The organism is Actinomadura sp. 21ATH (assembly GCF_041951345.1).
Lineage (GTDB): Bacteria > Actinomycetota > Actinomycetes > Streptosporangiales > Streptosporangiaceae > Spirillospora.
The window spans coordinates 69,124-88,804 of sequence record NZ_JBGNUR010000008.1 but is presented as its reverse complement, the minus strand read 5'-3'; the positions used below and the strand labels follow the sequence as shown (position 1 = coordinate 88,804).

Annotated in this window: 18 protein-coding genes; 10 read left to right on the top strand and 8 right to left on the bottom strand. The window is 73.7% G+C overall.

What is annotated here, in order from left to right; genetic code table 11:
- Positions 1-49: 49 nt before the first annotated feature.
- The 6 genes from glpK to ACA361_RS23530 all read right to left on the bottom strand — a co-directional run bounded on the left by glpK (position 50) and on the right by ACA361_RS23530 (position 5,769).
- Entirely contained in the window at positions 50-1,567 is a 1,518-nt protein-coding gene (gene glpK, locus ACA361_RS23555) for a glycerol kinase GlpK (RefSeq protein WP_375015056.1), read from the bottom strand.
- 68 nt (positions 1,568-1,635) lie between these two features.
- Positions 1,636-2,466 carry an MIP/aquaporin family protein gene (locus tag ACA361_RS23550; protein WP_375015054.1) on the bottom strand — a complete coding sequence of 277 codons (831 nt, stop codon included), beginning with the start codon at positions 2,464-2,466 and terminating at the stop codon, positions 1,636-1,638.
- Between the two features lie 232 nt (positions 2,467-2,698).
- Positions 2,699-4,402 carry a thiamine pyrophosphate-binding protein gene (locus ACA361_RS23545; protein WP_375015052.1) on the bottom strand — a complete coding sequence of 568 codons (1,704 nt, stop codon included), beginning with the start codon at positions 4,400-4,402 and terminating at the stop codon, positions 2,699-2,701.
- Positions 4,399-5,172, bottom strand: coding sequence for a cyclase family protein (locus ACA361_RS23540; protein ID WP_375015050.1), 774 nt, complete (start codon positions 5,170-5,172; stop codon positions 4,399-4,401). Before ACA361_RS23540 ends, ACA361_RS23545 begins: the two co-directional genes overlap by 4 nt.
- A 34-nt stretch (positions 5,173-5,206) precedes the next feature.
- Complete coding sequence (locus ACA361_RS23535; RefSeq protein ID WP_375015048.1) at positions 5,207-5,416, bottom strand: hypothetical protein; 210 nt, start codon at positions 5,414-5,416, stop codon at positions 5,207-5,209.
- 35 nt (positions 5,417-5,451) lie between these two features.
- Entirely contained in the window at positions 5,452-5,769 is a 318-nt protein-coding gene (locus tag ACA361_RS23530; protein WP_375015046.1) for a hypothetical protein, read from the bottom strand.
- 51 nt (positions 5,770-5,820) lie between these two features.
- Between ACA361_RS23530 and ACA361_RS23525 the strand changes: the two genes are divergently transcribed.
- Together ACA361_RS23525 and ACA361_RS23520 are read left to right on the top strand one after the other, a co-directional pair.
- A complete protein-coding gene (locus ACA361_RS23525) occupies positions 5,821-7,002 on the top strand; it encodes a serine hydrolase domain-containing protein (protein WP_375015044.1) in 1,182 nt (393 codons plus the stop codon).
- A gap of 42 nt (positions 7,003-7,044) precedes the next feature.
- Positions 7,045-8,532: a carboxylesterase/lipase family protein gene (locus tag ACA361_RS23520; protein ID WP_375015042.1), complete on the top strand. Its 1,488-nt coding sequence runs from the start codon at positions 7,045-7,047 to the stop codon at positions 8,530-8,532.
- Positions 8,533-8,664: 132 nt separating this feature from the next.
- On the opposite strand, the gene ACA361_RS23515 is transcribed toward ACA361_RS23520, so the two are convergent.
- Positions 8,665-9,531 (bottom strand): PaaX family transcriptional regulator C-terminal domain-containing protein, encoded by an 867-nt coding sequence (locus ACA361_RS23515; protein ID WP_375015040.1) that lies wholly within the window; start codon positions 9,529-9,531, stop codon positions 8,665-8,667.
- Between the two features lie 135 nt (positions 9,532-9,666).
- Between ACA361_RS23515 and ACA361_RS23510 the strand changes: the two genes are divergently transcribed.
- The 8 genes from ACA361_RS23510 to ACA361_RS23475 all read left to right on the top strand — a co-directional run bounded on the left by ACA361_RS23510 (position 9,667) and on the right by ACA361_RS23475 (position 18,080).
- On the top strand, positions 9,667-11,205 hold the full coding sequence (locus tag ACA361_RS23510; protein WP_375015038.1) for a long-chain fatty acid--CoA ligase: 1,539 nt from the start codon (positions 9,667-9,669) through the stop codon (positions 11,203-11,205).
- Between the two features lie 144 nt (positions 11,206-11,349).
- Entirely contained in the window at positions 11,350-12,561 is a 1,212-nt protein-coding gene (locus tag ACA361_RS23505) for an ABC transporter substrate-binding protein (RefSeq protein WP_375015036.1), read from the top strand.
- Positions 12,562-12,565: 4 nt separating this feature from the next.
- Positions 12,566-13,327: an ABC transporter ATP-binding protein gene (locus ACA361_RS23500; RefSeq protein WP_375015035.1), complete on the top strand. Its 762-nt coding sequence runs from the start codon at positions 12,566-12,568 to the stop codon at positions 13,325-13,327.
- Entirely contained in the window at positions 13,324-14,028 is a 705-nt protein-coding gene (locus tag ACA361_RS23495; protein ID WP_375015033.1) for an ABC transporter ATP-binding protein, read from the top strand. Before ACA361_RS23500 ends, ACA361_RS23495 begins: the two co-directional genes overlap by 4 nt.
- Positions 14,025-14,885 (top strand): branched-chain amino acid ABC transporter permease, encoded by an 861-nt coding sequence (locus ACA361_RS23490; protein WP_375015031.1) that lies wholly within the window; start codon positions 14,025-14,027, stop codon positions 14,883-14,885. The genes ACA361_RS23495 and ACA361_RS23490 overlap by 4 nt, the downstream gene beginning before the upstream one ends.
- Positions 14,882-15,988 carry a branched-chain amino acid ABC transporter permease gene (locus tag ACA361_RS23485; RefSeq protein ID WP_375015029.1) on the top strand — a complete coding sequence of 369 codons (1,107 nt, stop codon included), beginning with the start codon at positions 14,882-14,884 and terminating at the stop codon, positions 15,986-15,988. The genes ACA361_RS23490 and ACA361_RS23485 overlap by 4 nt, the downstream gene beginning before the upstream one ends.
- 25 nt (positions 15,989-16,013) lie before the next feature.
- Positions 16,014-17,138: a 5-methyltetrahydropteroyltriglutamate--homocysteine S-methyltransferase gene (locus ACA361_RS23480; RefSeq protein WP_375015027.1), complete on the top strand. Its 1,125-nt coding sequence runs from the start codon at positions 16,014-16,016 to the stop codon at positions 17,136-17,138.
- A gap of 93 nt (positions 17,139-17,231) precedes the next feature.
- Positions 17,232-18,080, top strand: a complete 849-nt coding sequence (locus ACA361_RS23475) for a siderophore-interacting protein (RefSeq protein ID WP_375015025.1) — start codon at positions 17,232-17,234, stop codon at positions 18,078-18,080.
- 51 nt (positions 18,081-18,131) lie between these two features.
- Here ACA361_RS23475 and ACA361_RS23470 read toward each other — a convergent pair whose 3' ends face one another.
- Positions 18,132-19,490: an ABC1 kinase family protein gene (locus tag ACA361_RS23470; RefSeq protein WP_375015023.1), complete on the bottom strand. Its 1,359-nt coding sequence runs from the start codon at positions 19,488-19,490 to the stop codon at positions 18,132-18,134.
- Between the last annotated feature and the right edge of the window lie 191 nt (positions 19,491-19,681).

Genomic DNA, 19,681 nt, shown 5'->3' with positions numbered 1-19,681 from the left:
AGTCGGTCGCCGTGCTCCGCGTCGTGGACGAGATCGGCGCCCCGCTCGCTCAGTCGACGTCGACCCAGCCGAAGGTGCGCTCGACCGCCTTCCTCCAGCCGGCGTACCCCTCGGCGCGCTTCTCCTCGTCCCACTGGGGGTGCCAGCGCTTGTCCTCGTTCCAGTTCTGGCGCAGCTCGTCCGTGGTGTTCCAGAACCCCACGGCCAGGCCGGCCGCGTACGCGGCGCCGAGCGCGGTGGTCTCGGCGACGACCGGCCGCGACACCGGGACGCCCAGGATGTCGGCCTGCATCTGCATGCAGAGCTCGTTGGCGGTGATCCCGCCGTCGACCTTGAGCGAGTCGAGCGCGACGCCGGAGTCCTCGCGCATCGCCTCCACGACGTCGCGGGACTGGTAGCAGATCGCCTCCAGGGTGGCCCGCGCGAGATGGGCGTTGGTGTTGTACCGCGACAGCCCGACGATCGCGCCGCGGGCGTCGGACTTCCAGTACGGCGCGAACAGCCCCGAGAACGCCGGGACGAAGTACACGCCGCCGTTGTCCTCGACCTGCCGGGCCAGCGACTCGCTCTGCGACGCGCCGGAGATGATCCCGAGCTGGTCGCGCAGCCACTGCACGGCCGACCCGGTCACCGCGATCGAGCCTTCGAGCGCGTACACCGGCGCCTGGTCGCCGAAGCGGTAGCAGACCGTGGTGAGCATCCCGGCCTTGGACCTGACCAGCTCCTCGCCGGTGTTGAGCAGCAGGAAGTTGCCGGTGCCGTAGGTGTTCTTGGCCTCGCCCGGCGCGAAGCACACCTGGCCGACCGTGGCGGCCTGCTGGTCGCCGAGGTCGCCGGTCAGCGGCACCTCCCCGTGCAGCGGTCCCGAGCCCCTGGTGAGGCCGTACGGGTCGGGCGCCGACGAGGGCCGGATCTCGGGCAGCATCGAGCGGGGGATCCCGAAGAACGACAGCAGCTGGTCGTCCCAGTCGAGGGTCTCCAGGTCCATCAGCATCGTCCGGCTGGCGTTGGTGACGTCGGTGACGTGCACGCCGCCGTCGGTTCCGCCGGTGAGGTTCCACAGGACCCAGGTGTCGATGTTGCCGAACACCGCCTCGCCCTCGTCGGCGGCCTTGCGCACGCCGTCGACGTTCTCCAGGATCCACTGGATCTTGCCGCCGGAGAAGTACGTGGCCGGCGGCAGCCCGGCGCGGTGCCGGATCGTCTCGCCGCGCCCGTCCCGCTCCAGCGCCGAGGCGATCCGGTCGGTGCGGGTGTCCTGCCACACGATCGCGTTGTAGTAGGGACGGCCGGTGCGCCGGTTCCACACGACCGTGGTCTCGCGCTGGTTGGTGATGCCCAGCGCGGCCAGGTCGGACGGGCCGAGCCCGGCCTTGTTCATGGTGGTCTCGATGACGGCGCGGGTGCGCTCCCAGATCTCGGTGGGGTTGTGCTCGACCCATCCGGCCCGGGGCAGGATCTGCTCGTGCTCCAGCTGGTGGCGGGCGATCTCGTTGCCGCCGTGGTCGAAGATCATGAAGCGGGTACTGGTCGTCCCCTGGTCGAGTGCTCCGACGAAGTCGGCCATCCGGCTACCGCCTCTCTCTGGGACGGGAAGGGTTTCTTGTCGGGTACGGGCCTGGTCGGGCGCCGGCGTCAGGAGGCCGGGTCGTACTCGGGCTTGCGCTCGGCGTCCGCGGTGGCGGCCTCCTCCGCCTCGGGCAGGTTGCGCCCGATCAGGAACAGGTACAGCGCGGCGCCGAGGACGCCGCCGATGAGCGGCCCGACGATCGGCACCCAGAAGTAGAGATCACCGTACTGATCGCGCCAGGCGCCGCCGTACCCGGTCAGGAACTGCGCCAGCCGCGGCCCGAAGTCGCGGGCCGGGTTGATCGCGTAGCCGGCGTTGGTGCCCCACGCCATCCCGATCGCCACCACCAGCAGGCCGATGACCACCGGCGTGAGGTTGGCCAGCGGGGGGTTGTTGCGCAGGTCGGTGAGCGCCATGACGATGAACAGCAGGATCGCGGTGCCGATCACCTGGTCGCGGAACCCGCCCCAGGTGCCCACCGGCAGCGTCCCATTGCCCGGCAGCGTGGAGAAGACGCCCTGCGTCTTGATCGTGTGGCCGGGATCGGCCGCGGCCAGCACCTCGGTGTAGTTCCACCGCACGATCAGCGCGGCCACGAACGCCCCGGCCGTCTGCGCCAGGACGTACGGGCCGACCTTGCCCCAGGGCAGCCGGTTGAAGACGGCCAGCGCGACCGTCACCGCCGGGTTGATGTGGCCGCCGCTGATGCGGGCCGCCACGTAGACGCCCAGGGTGACGCCGATCCCCCAGGCCCAGGCGATGCTGTCGTGGTCGCCGATCTCGGCGGCGGCCACCTGGGCCACCACGCCGACCCCGAAGAGGATCAGGATCAGCGTCCCGGCGAACTCCGCGGCCATCTCGCGGGCCAGCGGAGGAAATCTCAGTCGTTCCGCCATATCTCCTCCTCGCGGGCGGTGTGACGTGAGACACATCTGCCGCGACGGTAAGTAGACCGGCGAAAATCGGTCAACCAGCAATCGCTGCCAAACTCGCGCCGCCGCCCCTGTCACCGTGCGGGCGGGTCGGGGCCGCGGTCCCCGGGTAGGGAGCACGGCGCCCGGCCTCGTGCCCGGCAGTGTGCCCGGCGAGTGATCTTCTATAGCGGACGGCCGCGATCTTTCACCGCGCTCAGTGCCCGCGGAACGCCTCCTCCAGCCACCAGGCCGGGCCGTTCCCGGTGACCTTGGCGTCGACCACGAGCGGCCGGTCCCGCGGCCCCGCCAGCCAGTCCGCGACCGCGCCCAGGTCCTCGCGCTTGCGCACGGTGACCGCCCGGCAGCCGAAGCCCTGGCCGATCGCCGCGAGGTCGGCGGGCGGGAACGTCACCGTGTCCAGCGGGTGCCCGCCCGGCCCGAAGTGGTGCACCTCGGCGCCGTACGCCTCGTCGTCGTACACCACCACCAGCAGGCCCAGCCCCAGCCGCACCGCGGTCTCCAGCTCCGCGACGCCCATCAGCGCGCCGCCGTCGCCGAGCGCCGCCACGGTGAGCCGGTCCGGCCGGGCCACGGCCGCGCCGATCGCGGTGGCCAGCCCGAGCCCGACCGACTGGAACGCCTGGGTGAACACCAGCCCGTCGGCGTCGGGGACGCCCAGGTACATCGCCGGGTAGCCCATGAAGTTGCCGGAGTCGACGGCGACCGTGCGCTCGGCGGGCAGCAGGTCGTCCAGCGCGATCGACAGCGTCCGCGGGTCGATCCGGGAGCCGTCGGACTCGTCGTCGTACGGGACGTCCCGCCAGCGTCGCTCGCGGGCCAGCCGCCCGGCCACGGCGGGCGTGCGGTAGCCGCGGGCGCGGTGGCCGCGGGCGGCCAGCTCCGCCTCGGCGGCGCGGGCGGTCTCGGCCGCGTCGCCGATCAGGGCCAGGTCGGCGCGCCGGTGCGCGCCGAGGGCCGCGGAGTCCAGGTCGACCTGGACGACCGTGGCGCCCTCGCCGACCAGCCGGCCGTGCCGCAGCGTCCACATGTTCAGCGAGCTGCCCCAGCCGGCCAGGAGGTCGGCGCCGGCGATCAGCTCGGCGGCGGCCGGGGTGGCGAAGCCGCCGCTGACGTCCAGGTCGTACGGGTCGCCGAGGAACATCCCGCGGGCCACGGCGGAGGTGGCCAGCAGCGCGCCGCAGCGCTCGGCGAGCGCGCGCAGCGGCTCGGCGGCGCCGCTCAGGCGGGCGCCGCGCCCGGCGATGAACACCGGGCGCTCGGCGGCGGCGAGCGCGTCGGCCAGCCGCGCGACGGCGGCGGCCGGCGGCACCGGCAGGAGCGGAACGTTCCCGGGCCCGCCCGGCCCGAACACCGGCCGGCCCGGCCGGGGCGCCCCGTGCGCCGCGCGGACCGGCTCGCCGGGGCCCGTGTACTCGGCCTCCTGGACGTCCAGCGGGAGCCCGAGCACGACCGTGCGGCGCTCGGCGACGGCGGTGCGGCAGGCGCGGGCGAGGTCGGCGAGCGCGGTGGCGGGCGAGTGGATCCGCTCGGGGACGGCGCCGACCGCGCGGGCCAGCGCCGCCTGGTCGACGCGGAAGTTGGAGCGGACCGCGCCCGCCGCCACCTCGCCGGTCAGGACCAGCAGCGGCGTCCGGCTCTTGGCGGCCTCGGTGATGCCGGTGAGGGCGTTGGTCATGCCGGGCCCCTGGTGCACCGACAGGACGCCGAGCCCGCCGCCCGCGCGGGCGTAGGCGTCGGCCATCGTGGCGGCACCGCCCTCGTGCCGGGCGGCCACGAACCGCGCGCCGGCGGCGGTGAGGGCGTTGGTGACGTGGAAGTTGCCGCTGCCGACGACGCCGAAGACGGTGCCCGCGCCGAGCCGGGCCAGCGCCGTGCCGACCGCCTCGGCGACGTTCACCGTTCTACCAGGGCGAGCACCCGGGCCGGGCTGCCGGAGCCGCCGACGATCGGCAGCGGGGTCGCGACCAGCACGGCGCCGCGCGGCGGCAGCGAGGCGAGGTTCTGCAGCTGGGTCAGGCCGTACTTGCCCGCGCCGAGGAAGTACGCGTGGCACGGGAACGGCGGATCGAAGCCGTGCGCGGCGCCGGCGTCGGTGCCGACGGTCTCCACGCCCAGCCCGATGAGCGGCGTCTCCTCGGCCAGCCAGCGGGCGCACTCGGCGGAGATCCCGGGCGTGTGCGGGCCGGTCTCGTCGGCGTTGAGGAAGGTCTCCTGGTCGGCCGACCGGGCGTCCCAGCCGGTGCGGTAGAGCAGCCAGCCGCCCTCGGGCAGCGGCCCGTGCGCCTTCTCCCAGTCGCGCACGTGGTCGATCTCCAGCAGGAAGTCGGGGTCGGCCGCCGCCCGCGCGGAGGCGTCCAGGACCACGGCGGGCGCGACCAGCCGGCGCGGCGCGACCTGGGAGACGTCCTCGCCGTCGCGCCCGGTGGCCCAGTGGACGGGCGCGTCGAAGTGGGTCCCGACGTGCTCGCCGGTCTGGATGTCGTTCCAGTACCAGGCCGGGCCGCGGTCGTCGTACCGGCTGATCTCGCTCAGCCTGAACGGCACGGTGTTGGCGAACGGCTCCGGCAGCCGGAGGATCGGCGTCGACTCCGACAGCGGCGCGGTCAGGTCGACCACCTCCACCGATCCGTCGGCGACGGCGGCGAGCAGGTCAGTGAGCACGGACATCGTGGGTTCCTCTCAAGGGCGCGGCGCCCCGGTCTCAAGCGGTGACCCGAACGTATCCGCGAACGCCGCCGGCCGGAAGGTCAGCCCCCAGGCCGCCGAGCCGCCCCTCCAGCACCACGAGCAGCTCGCCGAGGATCCCGGCCAGTTCCCGCTGCCGGGCGGCGCCGAGCCCCGCCAGAAGCGACGCCTCGTACCCGACCTGCTCGGGCAGCAGCCTCAGCACTTCGGCGACGATGTCCTCCACGGCCGGCCTCCCTCGTCGGTGATGATCGCGACAGCCTATGCCCGCCCGGCCGCCGGCGCGGGGGATGCGGCGGACCCCGTGAAGGCGGCCGGGCCGAGCGCGGCCAGCAGCCGGTGCGCCTCACGCTCGGCGGCCGCGACGCGCTCTGCGTGCGGTGCTCCCTGCCACCACTCCCCCGCGGCGACGTCGGCCGCCTCGCGCAGCTCGACCAGCGCCCCGGCGAGCCGGCCGCGGGCGGCCGCCAGGTCGGCCGGCGCCGCTCCCGCGCCCAGCGCGCGCCCGCCGGCCGCCGCGGCGGCGAGCCGCTCCAGGGCGGCCTCGACCCGCCCGGACGGACGTGTGCCTGACCACACGCCCCGGCCCCGGGAACGTTGCACACCCACATTTACATCGCGTCGCGCTCCATGGACGATCTGTGCACCAGCATGATCATCCTCACCCCGGGAGGTCCCTCCATGCGCCGCCGCACCCTCGCCGCAGGAGCCGTCGCCGCCACGGCGGTGCTGCTGTCCGCCCCCGCCGCCACCGCCGCGCACGCGGAGCCCACGCCGCCGCCCCCGCCGTCCGCGTCGGTCACCCGGCAGGCGCCGGCCGGGTTCGACCTGGTCCGGCCGTCCGCCGACCCCGTCCCGCTGCGGTACGCGCCGCGCGACCTCGACGTCACCTACACCCACGACGGCCGCGAGCGCACCCTGGACGAGTACCTCGCGATCACCGGGACGCAGGGCTTCGTCGTGCTGGACGCCCGCTCCGGCCAGGACATCGTCTTCGAGCGCTACGCGTTCGCCGCCCGCGACACCCGCTTCCAGTCCTGGTCGATGGCCAAGTCGTTCACCTCGGCCGCGGTCGGCATCGCCCTGGACGAGGGCCGCATCCGCTCCATCGACGAGCCGGTGACCGCGTACCTGCCCGAGCTGGACGGCTCCGGCTACGCGGGCGTGTCCATCCGCGACCTGCTGCGCATGTCGTCCGGGATCGCCTGGGACGAGGCGGTCAACGTGCCGCCCGTGCACGTGGCCGCCAGCATCGGCGCGCCGCTGCCGGAGATGGCGGCGCGGCAGAGGCGCGGGTGGGAGCCCGGCAGCCGGTTCGAGTACACCTCGATGAACACCTTCGTGCTCGGCTGGCTGGTCGCCCGCGCCACCGGCACCCCGTACCACCGGTACGTGGAGGAGCGGATCTGGCGGCCCGGCGGCATGGAGTCGACCGTCTACCTGGGCAACGACTCCAACGGCAACAACATGGCGTACTGCTGCTACTACGCCACCGACCGCGACTTCGCCCGGTTCGGGCTGCTGTACCTGCGCGGCGGCAGGGCGAACGGGCGCCAGGTCGTCCCGGAGGCGTGGGTGAAGGAGTCGACCCGGCCGTCCGCCCCGTTCAACGAGGGGTACGGCTACCAGTGGTGGCTCGGCGACGACGGCGAGTTCGAGGCCAGCGGGCTCGGCGGGCAGAAGATCTGGGTCTCGCCCGAGCACGACGTGGTGATCGTGAAGTCGACGCTCGCGACGATCGTGGGCGAGGATGAGACCGACACCGCGTTCCGTGCCGTGGCCGCCGCGGTCGCCCGGACCCGCACGCCCTGACCACGGCGCCCGACCCTGAGCCCGAGCGAGCTGGAGGCCCCCATGACCGAGCCCACGGCGGAGACCACGGCGGGACGGGTGCGCGGGCGGGCGCACGGCGCGCTCGCGGTGTTCAAGGGCGTCCCGTACGCGCGCGAGCCGTTCGGCCCGTACCGGTTCCAGGAGCCGAGCCCGGCCGAGCGCTGGGACGGGACGCGGGAGGCGGACGCCTTCGGGCCGCGCCCGCCGCAGTCCGGCGGGACGTTCGGCGACATGGCGTGGACGCCCGCCGAGGGCCTCGACTGCCTGACGGTCAACGTCTGGACGCCCGACACGGGCGGCTCCGGCCTGCCGGTCATGGTCTGGCTGTACGGCGGCGCCTACATGCTGGGGTCGTCGAGCCAGCCCGACTACGACGGCGGGAGGCTCGCGTCGGCGGGCACGGTCGTGGTGACGTTCAACTACCGCGTCGGGATGGAGGGCTTCGGCGAGCTGGAGGGGGCGCCGTCCAACCGCGCCCACCTCGACCAGGTCGCCGCCCTGCGCTGGGTCCAGGACAACATCGCGGCGTTCGGCGGCGACCCGGGCCGGGTGACGGTGTTCGGCGAGTCGGCGGGCGCGGGGTCGATCGCCGCGCTGCTGGCGATGCCCGCCGCGCGGGGGCTGTTCGGCCGCGCCATCCTGCAGAGCGTCCCGGGCACGTACTTCTCCCCCGGGTACGCGCGCCGGGTCGCCGCCGCCATCGCCGCCGAGGCCGGCCGTACCGCCTCGGCCGCGGACCTGGCCGCGGTACCGCCCGAGGAGCTGCTCCCGGCGGCCGACGCGTTCGTCGGGCGGATGCGCGACGACTTCGCCGGGTGGGGGCCCGTCGCGGTCACCGCGGTCCCGTACTCGCCCGTGGTCGACGGCGAGATCCTGCCCGCGACGCCGTGGCGGGCGGTCGCGGACGGCGCGGCCCGCGGCGTCGAGCTGGTCGTCGGCTTCACCCGCGACGAGTACCGGCTGTTCATGGCGCTGGGCTCGCGGTTCGGGAACCTCTCCGAGGACGACCTTGCCGCCGCCATGGACGCGCTCGCGCCGCCCGGCGGCGAGAAGGCGTACCGCGCCGCGCGGCCCGGCGCCGGGGTCGACGACCTGTACGCCCTGCTCTGCTCGGACTGGCTGTTCCGGATGCCCAGCGCGCACCTGGCCACCGCGCAGGCCGCGGCCGGCGGCACGGCCTACGCCTACGAGCTGGCCTGGGACGCGCCCGCCATGCCCGATCTCCTCGGCGCCTGCCACGGGCTGGACGTCCCGCTCACGTTCGGCAACCTCGACGTGGGCATGGCGCGGCTGATGTGCGGCAACCCGGCGCCGCCGGAGGCGGCGGAGCTGTCGGAGCGGATCCGGGCCGCCTGGACCGCGTTCGCGGCCACCGGCGACCCGGGCTGGCCCGCGTACCGGGAGGAGACGGCGATCACGCGCGTGTTCGGCGCCGAGCCGGCCGACGTCGCCGATCCCGAGGCCGCCTCCCGGCGGATCTGGGCCGCGCACCGCTTCGACCCGCTGTAGCCCGCGGGCCCGCCGGAGGTGGCCGGTTGCGGCACGGCGCGGGCGGCCTTCCGTTCAGCGGAAGGGTCGCCGTCCGGGCGCCGGTCCGTTCGCCAGGGTCGGGGCATGGCCGTCAGCCGTGTCCCCGGGCCCTCACGCCCCGTCCGGTTCCGGCACCGCGGCGGCCGGGCAGGCGACCGGAACGTACTCGATCAGCCGGTCGGCGATGGCGCGGGCACCGGCCTCGTAGCGGCCGCGCAGCTCGTGCAGCACCTCCTGGGCGCGCAGCGCGGGCCAGTCCGGCGGCAGGTGCTCGACCGGCAGCCTGGGGTCCACCCGGACCAGCCCCAGCCACTCGGTCATCATCCACAGGAAGCGGGCCAGGTCGTCGGGCGCGTCCGGCATCGGGTCGGGCCGGTCCCAGCGGCCCAGGAACGCGCGGTAGCCGGAGCTGAGCCCGTCCAGGTCGAACGCGTCCCCGATCATCGCGGCCACGTCGGTGGGCGCCTCGGCCGTGCCGTGGAAGACCTTCACCCGCCCGCGGAGGCCGCGGTCCTCGCCGCCGGGCGCGATCACCTCGCCGACGTCGACCCGCGCGGGGGCGATCCAGGTGCCGTTGCCGAGCGGGCCGAACCCGGCCCACAGCAGCCGGGAGCGCAGGTCGTGCCGCTGGCGCTGCCACGACTCGGGCATCGAGAACGACAGCACCGTCCACCGCCCGTCCCAGTCGGCGTTGACCGCGCCGCGCCGCCACACCCGCGCCTCGCCGTCCAGCAGGATGCGCTCGGACCGCGCGGTCAGGCCGAAGTGCATCCGGCGGCCCTCCCGGTACCGGGCCAGCAGCCCGCGCCGGACCATCCGGGTCAGGGTGGAGCGGATCGCGTGCTCGCCCACGCCGAGGTTCCCGAACACCTCGATGAAGCTGCCCGAGAAGACGGCGATGTCGCGCCGCAGCACGTAGTTGCCCAGGAACGTCAGCATCAGCGACTGGGGGCGGGCGGCGGGGATGGGACGTTCCAACGAATCGGCTCCTGGCGGGCGCGGGCGGGATCGGGCTGCCGACCAGGATATGGCGCGGAGCGGATGTTGGGCAGATTGTTGACTGCCGCAAGTGATACGCCTATGTTCATGAATCCCCTGATCTAGGGAGCATCGATGCACAACGAGGGACTCGGCTCCTGGCCGGCCCGCCGGGCCCGCAAGACCCCGCACCGCCCCGCCCTGGTCCACGAGGGCCGCACTCTCACCTACGCCGAGCTGGACGAGCGCGTCACCCGCCTCGCGCACGGCCTGCGCTCGCTCGGCGTGCGGCGCGGCGACCGGGTCGCCTACCTGGGCCCCAACCACCCGTCCTTCCTGGAGACGCTGTTCGCGGCCGGGGCGCTCGGGGCGGTGTTCGTCCCGCTCAACACCCGGCTGGCCGCGCCGGAGATCGCGTACCAGCTCGCCGACTCGGGCACCTCGGTGCTCGTCCACGGGCCCGCGCACGCCGCCCTGGTGGACGAGGTCCGCGACAAGGCGCACGTGCGCGAGTTCGTCTCGCTCGCGGGCAGCGGCCCGGGCGCGCGCGGCTACGACGACCTGATCGACGGCGCGGGCGGCCCCGGCGGCGCGGGCGGCGGTCCGATCGACGAGCCGGTGGCGCCGGACGACCTGTGCATGATCATGTACACCTCGGGGACCACCGGCCGTCCCAAGGGCGCCATGCTCACCCACGGCAACCTCACCTGGAACGCGATCAACGTCCTGATCGACCACGACCTGCTGGCCGACGAGGTGGCGCTGGTGTCGGCGCCGCTGTTCCACACCGCCGGGCTCAACATGCTCACGCTGCCGGTGCTGCTCAAGGGCGGCCGGTGCGTGCTCGTCTCCGGGTTCGACCCCGACGCCACGTTCGACCTGATCGCCGAGCACGGCGTGACGTTCATGTTCGGCGTGCCGGCGATGTTCCAGGCGGTGGCCCGCTCGCCGCGCTGGGCCGGCGCCGACCTGTCCTCGCTGCGCATCCTCACCTGCGGCGGCGCGCCCGTCCCGCCGACCCTGATCGCGGCCTACGGCGAGCGCGGGCTGACGTTCCTCCAGGGGTACGGCATGACCGAGGCGGCGCCCGGCGTGCTGTTCCTGGACGCCGAGCACGCCGAGAGCAAGGCCGGATCGGCGGGCGTGCAGCACTTCTTCAGCGACGTGCGCGTGGTCCGCCCGGACATGACCGACGCCGGTCCCGGCGAGACCGGCGAGGTGGTGGTCAGCGGGCCGCACGTGTTCCGCGGCTACTGGGGCCTGCCCGAGCAGAGCGCGGCGGCGTTCTCCGGCGGCTGGTTCCGCAGCGGCGACGCGGCCCGGCTCGACGAGGACGGCTACGCGTTCATCGTCGACCGGATCAAGGACATGATCATCTCCGGTGGCGAGAACATCTACCCCGCCGAGGTCGAGCACGTGATCCTCGCCCATCCCGACGTGCTCGAATGCGCGGTCATCGGCGTCCCCGACGACAGGTGGGGCGAGGTCGGCCGCGCCGTCGTCGTCCGCCGGCCCGGGTCCGGGCTCACCGCCGAGGGCGTGCTGGCCGGGCTCGCCGGGCGGCTCGCCGGATACAAGATCCCCAAGTCGGTCGTGTTCGTCGAGGCGCTGCCCCGCAACGCGACCGGCAAGCTCCTCAAGCAGCCCCTGCGCGAGGAGTACGGCACCGCGTGAACATCCACGAACCCCAGAGAACGCCCCATCCGGATCTACCGAGAGAAGGTGCAGAGCACCGTGGGCAAATTCTTGACCAGGGTTGGGAGCCTGCCTAGATTCAAAAGGCGCCCGGTTGGCCGTCCCGCCCCCCAGGAGGTGGCCGTGCGTCTCCGCTTTCCCCGCGCCGTCCCCCGCACCGCGGCACTCGCCGCCCTCCCCCTCGCCGTCTCGCTCGCCGCCGCCTGCGGGGACTCCTCCGGAGGCGGCTCCGACGACCCGATCAAGGTGGGTCTGATCGTCTCGCTCACCGGCAACTACGCCCCGCTGGGCAGCGAGGACAAGAAGGCGGTCGAGCTGGCCGTCGAGCAGCTCAACGCCAAGGGCGGCGTGCTCGGCCGCAAGGTCGAGATCGTCTTCCGCGACGACAAGACCCAGCCCGACCAGGCGGTGCTCGCGCTCAACGCGATCAAGCGGGACGTGGACGCCGTGATCGGCCCGGTGTTCTCCAACTCCGCGCTCGCCGCCGAGCCGATCGCGCAGCGCGAGAGGATCCCGTACCTGTCGCTGGCGCCGGCCACCGAGCAGGTCGAGCCGATCAAGTCGTACGTCTTCGTGACCCCCGCCCTGTCGGCCGACTACGCCGAGCGCTACCTCCAGTACTTCCAGCACCGCAAGATCACCAAGATCGCGGTCGCGCACGACAGCAAGAGCGGCTACGCGGTGGCCGGGCACAAGTCCACGCTCGCGATGGCCGCCAAGTACGGCGTCCAGATCGTCAAGGACGAGGCGTACGAGACCACCACCAGCGACTTCAGCCCGATCTTCACCCGGATCAAGGACTCCGGCGCGCAGGCGTTCCTGTTCTGGGGCACCGGGGCGCCCGGCGTCACGGTGACCAAGCAGTACGTCGCGTCCGGGCTCAAGGTCCCGCTGATGCTCACCGCCTCGCAGGCCAGCACGCTGTGGCTGAAGCCGGTCGGCGCCGCGGCCGAGGGCATCACCGTGCAGAGCGCGATCGGCGTGGTCGGCGACCACCTGCCGGCCGGCCCGCAGAAGCAGGTCATCGACCAGCTGGCCGGGCCGTACAAGCAGAAGCACGGGTATGCGCCGCCGCAGTTCGCGCAGGACGGCTACAGCGCCGCGCTGCTGCTGTTCGAGGCGCTCAAGAAGGCGAACAGCACCGACGGCGAGAAGGTGCAGAAGGCGCTGGAGAGCATGGACCTGGTCACCCCGAACGGCCGGTTCCGGTACTCAGCGACCGACCACTCCGGCCTGGGCCCCGAGTACATCTCGGTCAACACCGTCAAGAACGGCCAGTTCATCCCGACCGACTGGGCGAAGGACCAGCTCGCCAAGACCGTCTCCGGCGGGTGAGCGGGTGCTCGAGATCACCGGGCTGTCCCGCCACTTCGGCGGCGTCTACGCCGTCCGCGACGTCGACCTGAGCGTCGGCGAGCGCGAGCTGCGCGGGATCATCGGCCCCAACGGCGCGGGCAAGTCCACGCTGTTCAACCTGATCGCCGGGCATCTGCGGCCGGACCAGGGCACGATCGCGTTCCGCGGGCGGCCGCTCGGCCGGCTGCCCGCGCACGGCCGGGCGGCGCTCGGCATCGCGATCGTGTTCCAGGCGGCCCGGGTGTTCCGCGGCATGTCCGTCCGCGAGAACGTCATGGTCGGCGCGCACGCCGGAACCCGCGCCGGCTTCTGGACGGCCGCGCTGCGGCTGCCCCGGCACGCCCGCGAGGAGCGGCTGATCCGCGCCCGCGCCGACGCGGCGCTCGAGCGGGTCGGCCTGTCCGGCTGGGCCGGCCGGCCGGCCGAGTCGCTGCCGCTCGGCCAGCAGCGCTCGCTGCAGCTGGCCCGCGCGCTGTGCGCCGGCCCGGAGCTGCTGCTCCTGGACGAGCCCGCCTCCGGGCTGCGCGCGGCCGAGCGGGAGGCCCTCGCGGACCTCATCGCCGAGCTGCGCCGGGACGGGCTGACGATCATGCTGGTGGAGCACGACGTGGCGATGGTGACCCGGCTGGCCGACCGGATCACCGTGCTGGACCTGGGCGAGGTGATCGCCGACGGCACCCCCGACCGGATCCGCTCCGACCCCCGGGTGATCGCGGCCTATCTCGGGGAAGAGGTCGCCACGTGACCGGGCCCGCGACCGAGCCCGTGATAGAGCCCGTGATAGAGATCGCGGAGCTGACCGTCCGCTACGGGTCGGCCACCGCGCTGGACCGGGTGTCGCTCACCGTCGGCGCCGGCGAGATGGTCGCCCTCGTCGGCCCGAACGGCGCGGGCAAGTCCACCCTCGTCGACACGCTGTCGGGGATCGTCCTCCCCGCCTCGGGAACGGTCCGCGTCACCGGCCGGCTCGCGCACGTCCCCGAGGGCCGCCAGCTGTTCCCGGACATGACGGTCGAGGACAACCTGCGGCTGGGCGCCTGGGGCCGCAAGGACCGCGACACCTCGCCGGTGTACGAGCTGCTGCCCGGCCTCGGGCGGCTGCGCGGCCGGCGGGCCGGCACGCTGTCGGGCGGCGAGCAGCAGATGGTCGCGGTCGGCCGCGCGCTGATGGCCCGTCCCGAGGTGATCGCGGTGGACGAGCTGTCCCTCGGCCTGGCCCCGCTGGTGATCGCCGACCTGGCCGCCCACCTGCGGGAGCTGAACGCCGAGCGCGGCACCGCCGTGCTGCTGATCGAGCAGAACGCCCGGCTGGCCTTCGAGCTGTGCGCGCGGGCGTACGTCCTGGAGGCCGGCCGCGTGGTCGCCGCCGGCCCCTCGGCCGAGCTGGCCCGCAGCCCCGAGGTCGAGGGCGCCTACCTCGGCGGCCCCATCCAGGAGGCCCCGTGAGCAACTTCCTCAGCTACCTGATCAACGGGCTGGCGGTCGGGTGCGGGTTCGCGCTGATCGGCAGCGGTCTGGTGGCGATCCACCGGGTGACCCGGATCGTCAACTTCGCGCAGGCGATGTTCGCGGTCGTCGCCGGGCTCAGCGCGGCCTCGTTCCTGTCGGCCGGGCTGCCGCACGTGGTCGCCGAGGCCGCCGCGGTGCTGGTCGCGGTCGCGGCCGGGGTGCTGGTCGGCCTGCTGGCGATGGGGCGGCGCGGCACCAGCCCGCTGTCCTCGCTCATCATCACGCTCGGCGTGGGGATCTTCGCGTACGCGGTCGAGGTCATGGTGTGGGGCGACCAGCCCCGCTCGTTCCCCGGGCTGCGCGGCTCGTTCACGATCGCGGGCGCGACGATCCAGAAGCAGTACCTGCTGGTCATCGCGGTCACGGCGGTGACGTTCACGGCGCTGGCGCTGTTCTTCAACCGGACGTACGCGGGCAAGGGCCTCACCGCGTGCGCGTCCAACCCGTACGCGGCGCGCGTCATCGGCATCGACCCGCGGCGGATGGGCCTGCTGGCGTTCGGCCTCGGCGGCGCGCTCGGCGGCATCGCCGGGGTGCTGGTGACGCCGCTGCAGCCGATCTCGTTCGACTCCGACGTGGTCCTGATCGTCAACGGCTTCGCCGCCGCGATCTTCGGCGGGCTGGTCCGGCCCGGTGCCGCGCTGGCCGGCGGGCTGGTGCTGGGCGTGGCGGAGGCCATGGTCGCGGGGTACGGCAAGGCGTCGTACCAGATCGAGGTGGCGCTGGGCCTGATGCTCGCCCTGATGATCTGGCAGGCGATCCGCACCCCCGCCCTGCAGGAGGAGGCCCTATGAGGGAGCCGGACGGGCGCGGCGGCGGCCGGACTGAGGAGGGAAGCCGCCGCCATGAAGGCGTCCCGGAGGCGACCGGAAAGCACGGCGTGAACATGCCGGGCGTTCTGGCGCGGTTGCGCGGGAACGGCGAGCCGGCGGGAATACGGCTGCCTCATCTGGCGGGCCTGTTCGCGGTGGCGATGCTGCTGGCGGCGACGCTCGGCGAGGCGCAGCTGTCGGTGTTCATCCTGCTGGGGCTGGCGGCGATGGTCACCGTCGGGGTGTCGCTGCTCATGGGGTACGCCGGGCAGGTGTCGCTGGGGCAGGCGGCGTTCTACGCGGTCGGCGGGTACACCGCCGGGCTGATGAGCGTGCACGGGCTGCCGCCGCTGTGGGGCCTGCTGGCGGCGCCGCTGGTCGCCGCGCTGTTCGCGGCGGTGATCGGCATTCCGCTGCTGCGGCTGCGCGGGCACCATCTGGCGTTCGCGACGCTGGCGACGCAGCTGATCCTGCTGTCGCTGGCGGGCGAGCTGGAATTCCTCGGCGGCAGCATCGGGCTGCAGGGCATCCCGCGGTTCGGCCTGGGCGGCGTGGAGCTGGAGAACGACCGCGGCTACGCGTTCCTCACCTGGGGCGCGCTGGCGGTGGTGGTGCTGGCCGCCCGGAACGTGATCGAGTCCAGGCAGGGCCGCGGGCTGCGGGCGCTGGCGACCAGCGAGGTCGCGGCCGAGTCGGCGGGCGTGGCGGTCGGCCGGGCGAAGCTGGCGGTGTTCGCGCTGTCGGCGGCGTTCGCCGGGCTCGCGGGCGGCATCTACGCCTACTACGTCGGGTACATCGCCCCCGGTTCGTTCCCGATCCTGCTGTCCATCGAGTACGTGGTGATGGCGGTGGTCGGCGGCCTGGGGACGATCTGGGGCGCGCTGGCCGGCGCCACCGCGATCGTCCTGCTGATCCAGCTGCTCAACAACATCGGCACGATGGAGGGCATGCCCAGCTACGCGCCGAGCGTGCTGTCCTACGCGGTCTACTCGCTGCTGCTGATCGCGGCGGTGCTGTTCATGCCCGGCGGCCTCGTGCCGGCCGTGCGGGCCAGGCTGTCCTCCCGGGCGCCGGGAGCGATGTGAGAAGAAGCGACACGAAGGAGTGTTCATGGTCCTGCGAGACACGCCGCCGTTCCGGGCCGACCACGTCGGCAGCCTGCTGCGGCCCCCGGAGCTGCTGCGGGCGCGCGCGGACCACGCCGCCGGGCTGATCAAGGACGCGGAGCTGCGCGCCGCCGAGGACGAGGCGATCCGGTCGGTGGTGGAGCTGCAGCGCCGGGCGGGGCTGCGGTCGGCGACCGACGGCGAGTTCCGCCGCACGTCGTGGCACATGGACTTCATCTACCGGCTGGGCGGCATCAGCCCCGCCGACGAGAAGATCAAGGTGCGGTTCCACCGGAAGAACGGCGACATCGAGTTCACCAGCGCCGCGCTGCGCGTCCACGACCGGATCCGGCTGGACGAGACGATCTTCGAGGACGACTTCGCGTTCCTGCGGGACGCGACCGCGGGGACGGGCGTGACGCCCAAGCTGACCGTCCCGTCGCCGAACATGGTGCACTACCGCGGCGGTCCCGCCTCGATCGATCCGGCCGTCTACCCGGACGTGGCGGAGTTCTGGTCGGACCTGGCGGCCGCGTACGCCGAGCAGGTGCGCCGGATCGGCGAGGCGGGCTGCCGCTACCTGCAGTTCGACGACACCAGCCTGGCCTACCTGAACGACCCGGAGCAGCGCGCGATGATCGCCGAGCGCGGCGACGACGCCGACCATCTGCACCTGCGCTACATCGAGCAGATCAACGCCGCGATCGCCGGCCGGCCCGAGGGGATGCGGATCACCACGCACATGTGCCGGGGCAACTTCCGGTCGGCGTGGACGGCCGAGGGCGGGTACGACTTCGTGGCCGAGGCGCTGTTCGGCGAGCTGGACGTGGACGGCTTCTTCCTGGAGTACGACGACGAGCGCTCCGGCGGCTTCGAGCCGCTGCGCTTCGTACCCAAGGGCAAGATGGTCGTGCTCGGCCTGGTCACCACCAAGAGCGGCGTGCTGGAGAGCAAGGACGGCCTCAAGCGCCGGATCGAGGAGGCGAGCCGGTACGTGCCGGTCGACCAGCTGTGCCTGTCGCCGCAGTGCGGGTTCTCCTCGACCGTCGAGGGGAACGAGCTGACCCGCGACGAGCAGCTCGCCAAGCTGGCGCTGATCGTGGAGACCGCCGAGGAGGTCTGGGGCTAGGCTCTTTTCCGGGCCCGGTCCGGACCATTTCCCCGAGGTACAGGTTAGGCTTACCTAAGTAGGTAGGACTGATCAGTGTGATCGGAGGAACGGATGGCGGACGAGCCGAAACGCAAGGGCCGGCGGGTGAACACCGGCACGGTGCTGCGCACCGAGCAGATCACCCCGCACATGATCCGGGTGGTGCTCGGCGGCGAGGACCTGGCCGGCTTCCCCGCGGGCGAGTACACCGATCACTACGTCAAGCTGCTGTTCCCGCCGGCCGGCGTGACCTACCCGGAGCCGTTCGACATGGAGCGGATCCGGGAGGAGTTCCCGCGCGGCCAGTGGCCGGCGACCCGCACCTACACGGTGCGGGCCTGGGACCCCGAGGCGGTGGAGCTGACCATCGACTTCGTGTACCACGGCGACGAGGGGCTGGCCGGGCCCTGGGCGGCGGCGGCCAGGCCGGGCGACCTGCTGCGCTTCCTCGGCCCGGGCGGCGCGTACGCGCCGAACCCGGAGGCGGGCTGGCACCTGCTGGTGGGCGACGAGAGCGCGCTGCCGGCGATCGGCGCGTCGCTGGAGCGGGTCCCGGAGGGCGTGCCGGCCAAGGTGTTCGTCGAGGTGGCCGGGCCCGAGGAGGAGCAGAAGCTGGCGGCGCCGGCCGGCGCCGAGATCCACTGGCTGCACCGCAACGGGTCCCCGGTCGGGGACTCGCTGGTGCGGGCCGTGCGGGAGCTGGAGTTCCCGGAGGGCGAGGTGCACGCGTTCGTCCACGGCGAGGCGAACTTCGTCAAGGAGCTGCGCCGGCACCTGCGGGTGGACCGGCAGCTGCCGATGTCACAGCTGTCGATCTCCGGCTACTGGCGGCGCGGCCGCGACGAGGACGGCTGGCAGTCGTCCAAGCAGGAGTGGAACCGCAAGGTCGAGGAGGAAGAGGCCGCGGCGCTGGCCCGCTGAGCCCGCCGCGGGGCCTTCCTCCGGGCCCTCCGCCGGGCCGGGCCGGCCTCGTCAGGCGGTGGCCTCGCCCTCGGTGAGGTCGCCGCCGCCGTCGCCGTCGGCGAAGCCGGGCAGCCACCGCTCGGCCTCGGCGCGGAAGTCCGCCTCCGCCTCCAGCTGGCAGAGCACGCCGCCGCAGCTGGCCAGCGCCCGCGCCACCGCCATGAACTGCGGCGGCATCCGCAGGTGCCGGCCCAGCCCGCCGGGCCGCATGTCGGTGGCGATGCCGATGCCGCGGCTGGTCTCCTGCCGCATGAACTCCCGCGAGTACTTGAACCGCCCCGTGGTGAACGGGAAGGCGTGCGCCGACACCAGCGCCGCCACCTCCTCGGGGTCCACGTCGCCGTCGGGCGCCAGGAAGCCCTCCGCGCGCAGCGCCTCGACGATCTCCTCGCCGTCGCCGAGGGTGCCGATCCGCAGCAGCCGCCCGATCGCCCACTGGAGCTCGGCCGGGACGCGGGCGGCGCCGCCGAAGTCCATGACGCCGAGCCGGCCGTCGTCGAGCATCCGGAAGTTGCCGGGATGCGGATCGATGTGGATCATCTCGCAGCGGGCCGGGCCGGACAGCAGGAAGCGGTACAGCAGCAGCCCGGCCCGGTCGCGCACCTCCTGCGGGCCGTCCGCGATCACCTTGGCCAGCGGCGTGCCGTCCAGCCACTCGGTGACCAGCACGTTGCCGGAGCGCTCCACCACGGCGGGCACCACGAAGTCGGGGTCGCCGGCGTAGGCGTCGTGGAACGCCGCCTGGGCGCGGGCCTCGTCGGCGTAGTCCAGCTCCTTCTCCAGCCGCCGCCTGAGGTCGGCGACCATCGGCTTGACCTCGACGCCGGGGAACAGCGGCGTGATCAGCCGGCTGAGCCGGGAGATCTGGTTGAAGTCGCTCATCAGGGCGCGGCCGGCGCCCGGGTACTGGACCTTCACCGCGACCGTGCGGCCGTCGTGCCAGACCGCCCGGTGCACCTGCCCGATGGACGCCGCCGCGGCGGGCTCGTCGTCGAACTCGGCGAACCGGTCGCGCCAGTCCTCCCCCAGCCCCTCGGCCATGACCGCGTGCATGGTGGCGGCGGGCATCGGCGGGGCGGCCTCCTGGAGCCGGGTGAGGCTGGCCCGGAACGGCCCCGCAACCTCCTCCGGCAGCCCGGCCTCGAAGATCGACAGCAGCTGGCCGACCTTCATCGCGCCGCCCTTGAGCTCGCCGAGCACCCGGAAGAGCTGGTCAGCGGTGCGCCGCTGGACCTCCAGCGCCACCGTCTCGGCGGGCCGGCCGAGCGTGCGCTTGCCGAGACCGAGCGCCGTCCGCCCGGCGAATCCGAGGGGCAGGCTCGCCAGCTTGGCGCTCCGCGTCACCGCGCGGCGGGGGATGTCACTCACGGGCCGACCGTCCCAACTGTTCGTCGACGGGCATCGTGATCGCAGCCTCTCATGTACAGCGACCGGCGCCGAGGGTTGATTCCCGTTCGGGCACGGGGAGCGCCGGGCCGCGGTGGCCACGTTCCGGATTCCCCTTGACGCGCTGCGTCCGCGGGACCACGATGAGACTCCCAGTGAGACAGATCACACTA

What these genes read in the sequence shown, in the direction of transcription:
- ACA361_RS23480 (WP_375015027.1), top strand. Translation starts at nt 16,014, where the DNA reads ATGGTCCTGCGAGACACGCCGCCGTTCCGGGCCGACCACGTCGGCAGC.
- ACA361_RS23475 (WP_375015025.1), top strand. Translation starts at nt 17,232, where the DNA reads ATGGCGGACGAGCCGAAACGCAAGGGCCGGCGGGTGAACACCGGCACG.
- ACA361_RS23540 (WP_375015050.1), bottom strand. Translation starts at nt 5,172, where the DNA reads ATGTCCGTGCTCACTGACCTGCTCGCCGCCGTCGCCGACGGATCGGTG.
- ACA361_RS23520 (WP_375015042.1), top strand. Translation starts at nt 7,045, where the DNA reads ATGACCGAGCCCACGGCGGAGACCACGGCGGGACGGGTGCGCGGGCGG.
- ACA361_RS23550 (WP_375015054.1), bottom strand. Translation starts at nt 2,466, where the DNA reads ATGGCGGAACGACTGAGATTTCCTCCGCTGGCCCGCGAGATGGCCGCG.
- ACA361_RS23510 (WP_375015038.1), top strand. Translation starts at nt 9,667, where the DNA reads ATGCACAACGAGGGACTCGGCTCCTGGCCGGCCCGCCGGGCCCGCAAG.
- ACA361_RS23525 (WP_375015044.1), top strand. Translation starts at nt 5,821, where the DNA reads ATGGACGATCTGTGCACCAGCATGATCATCCTCACCCCGGGAGGTCCC.
- ACA361_RS23485 (WP_375015029.1), top strand. Translation starts at nt 14,882, where the DNA reads ATGAGGGAGCCGGACGGGCGCGGCGGCGGCCGGACTGAGGAGGGAAGC.
- glpK (WP_375015056.1), bottom strand. Translation starts at nt 1,567, where the DNA reads ATGGCCGACTTCGTCGGAGCACTCGACCAGGGGACGACCAGTACCCGC.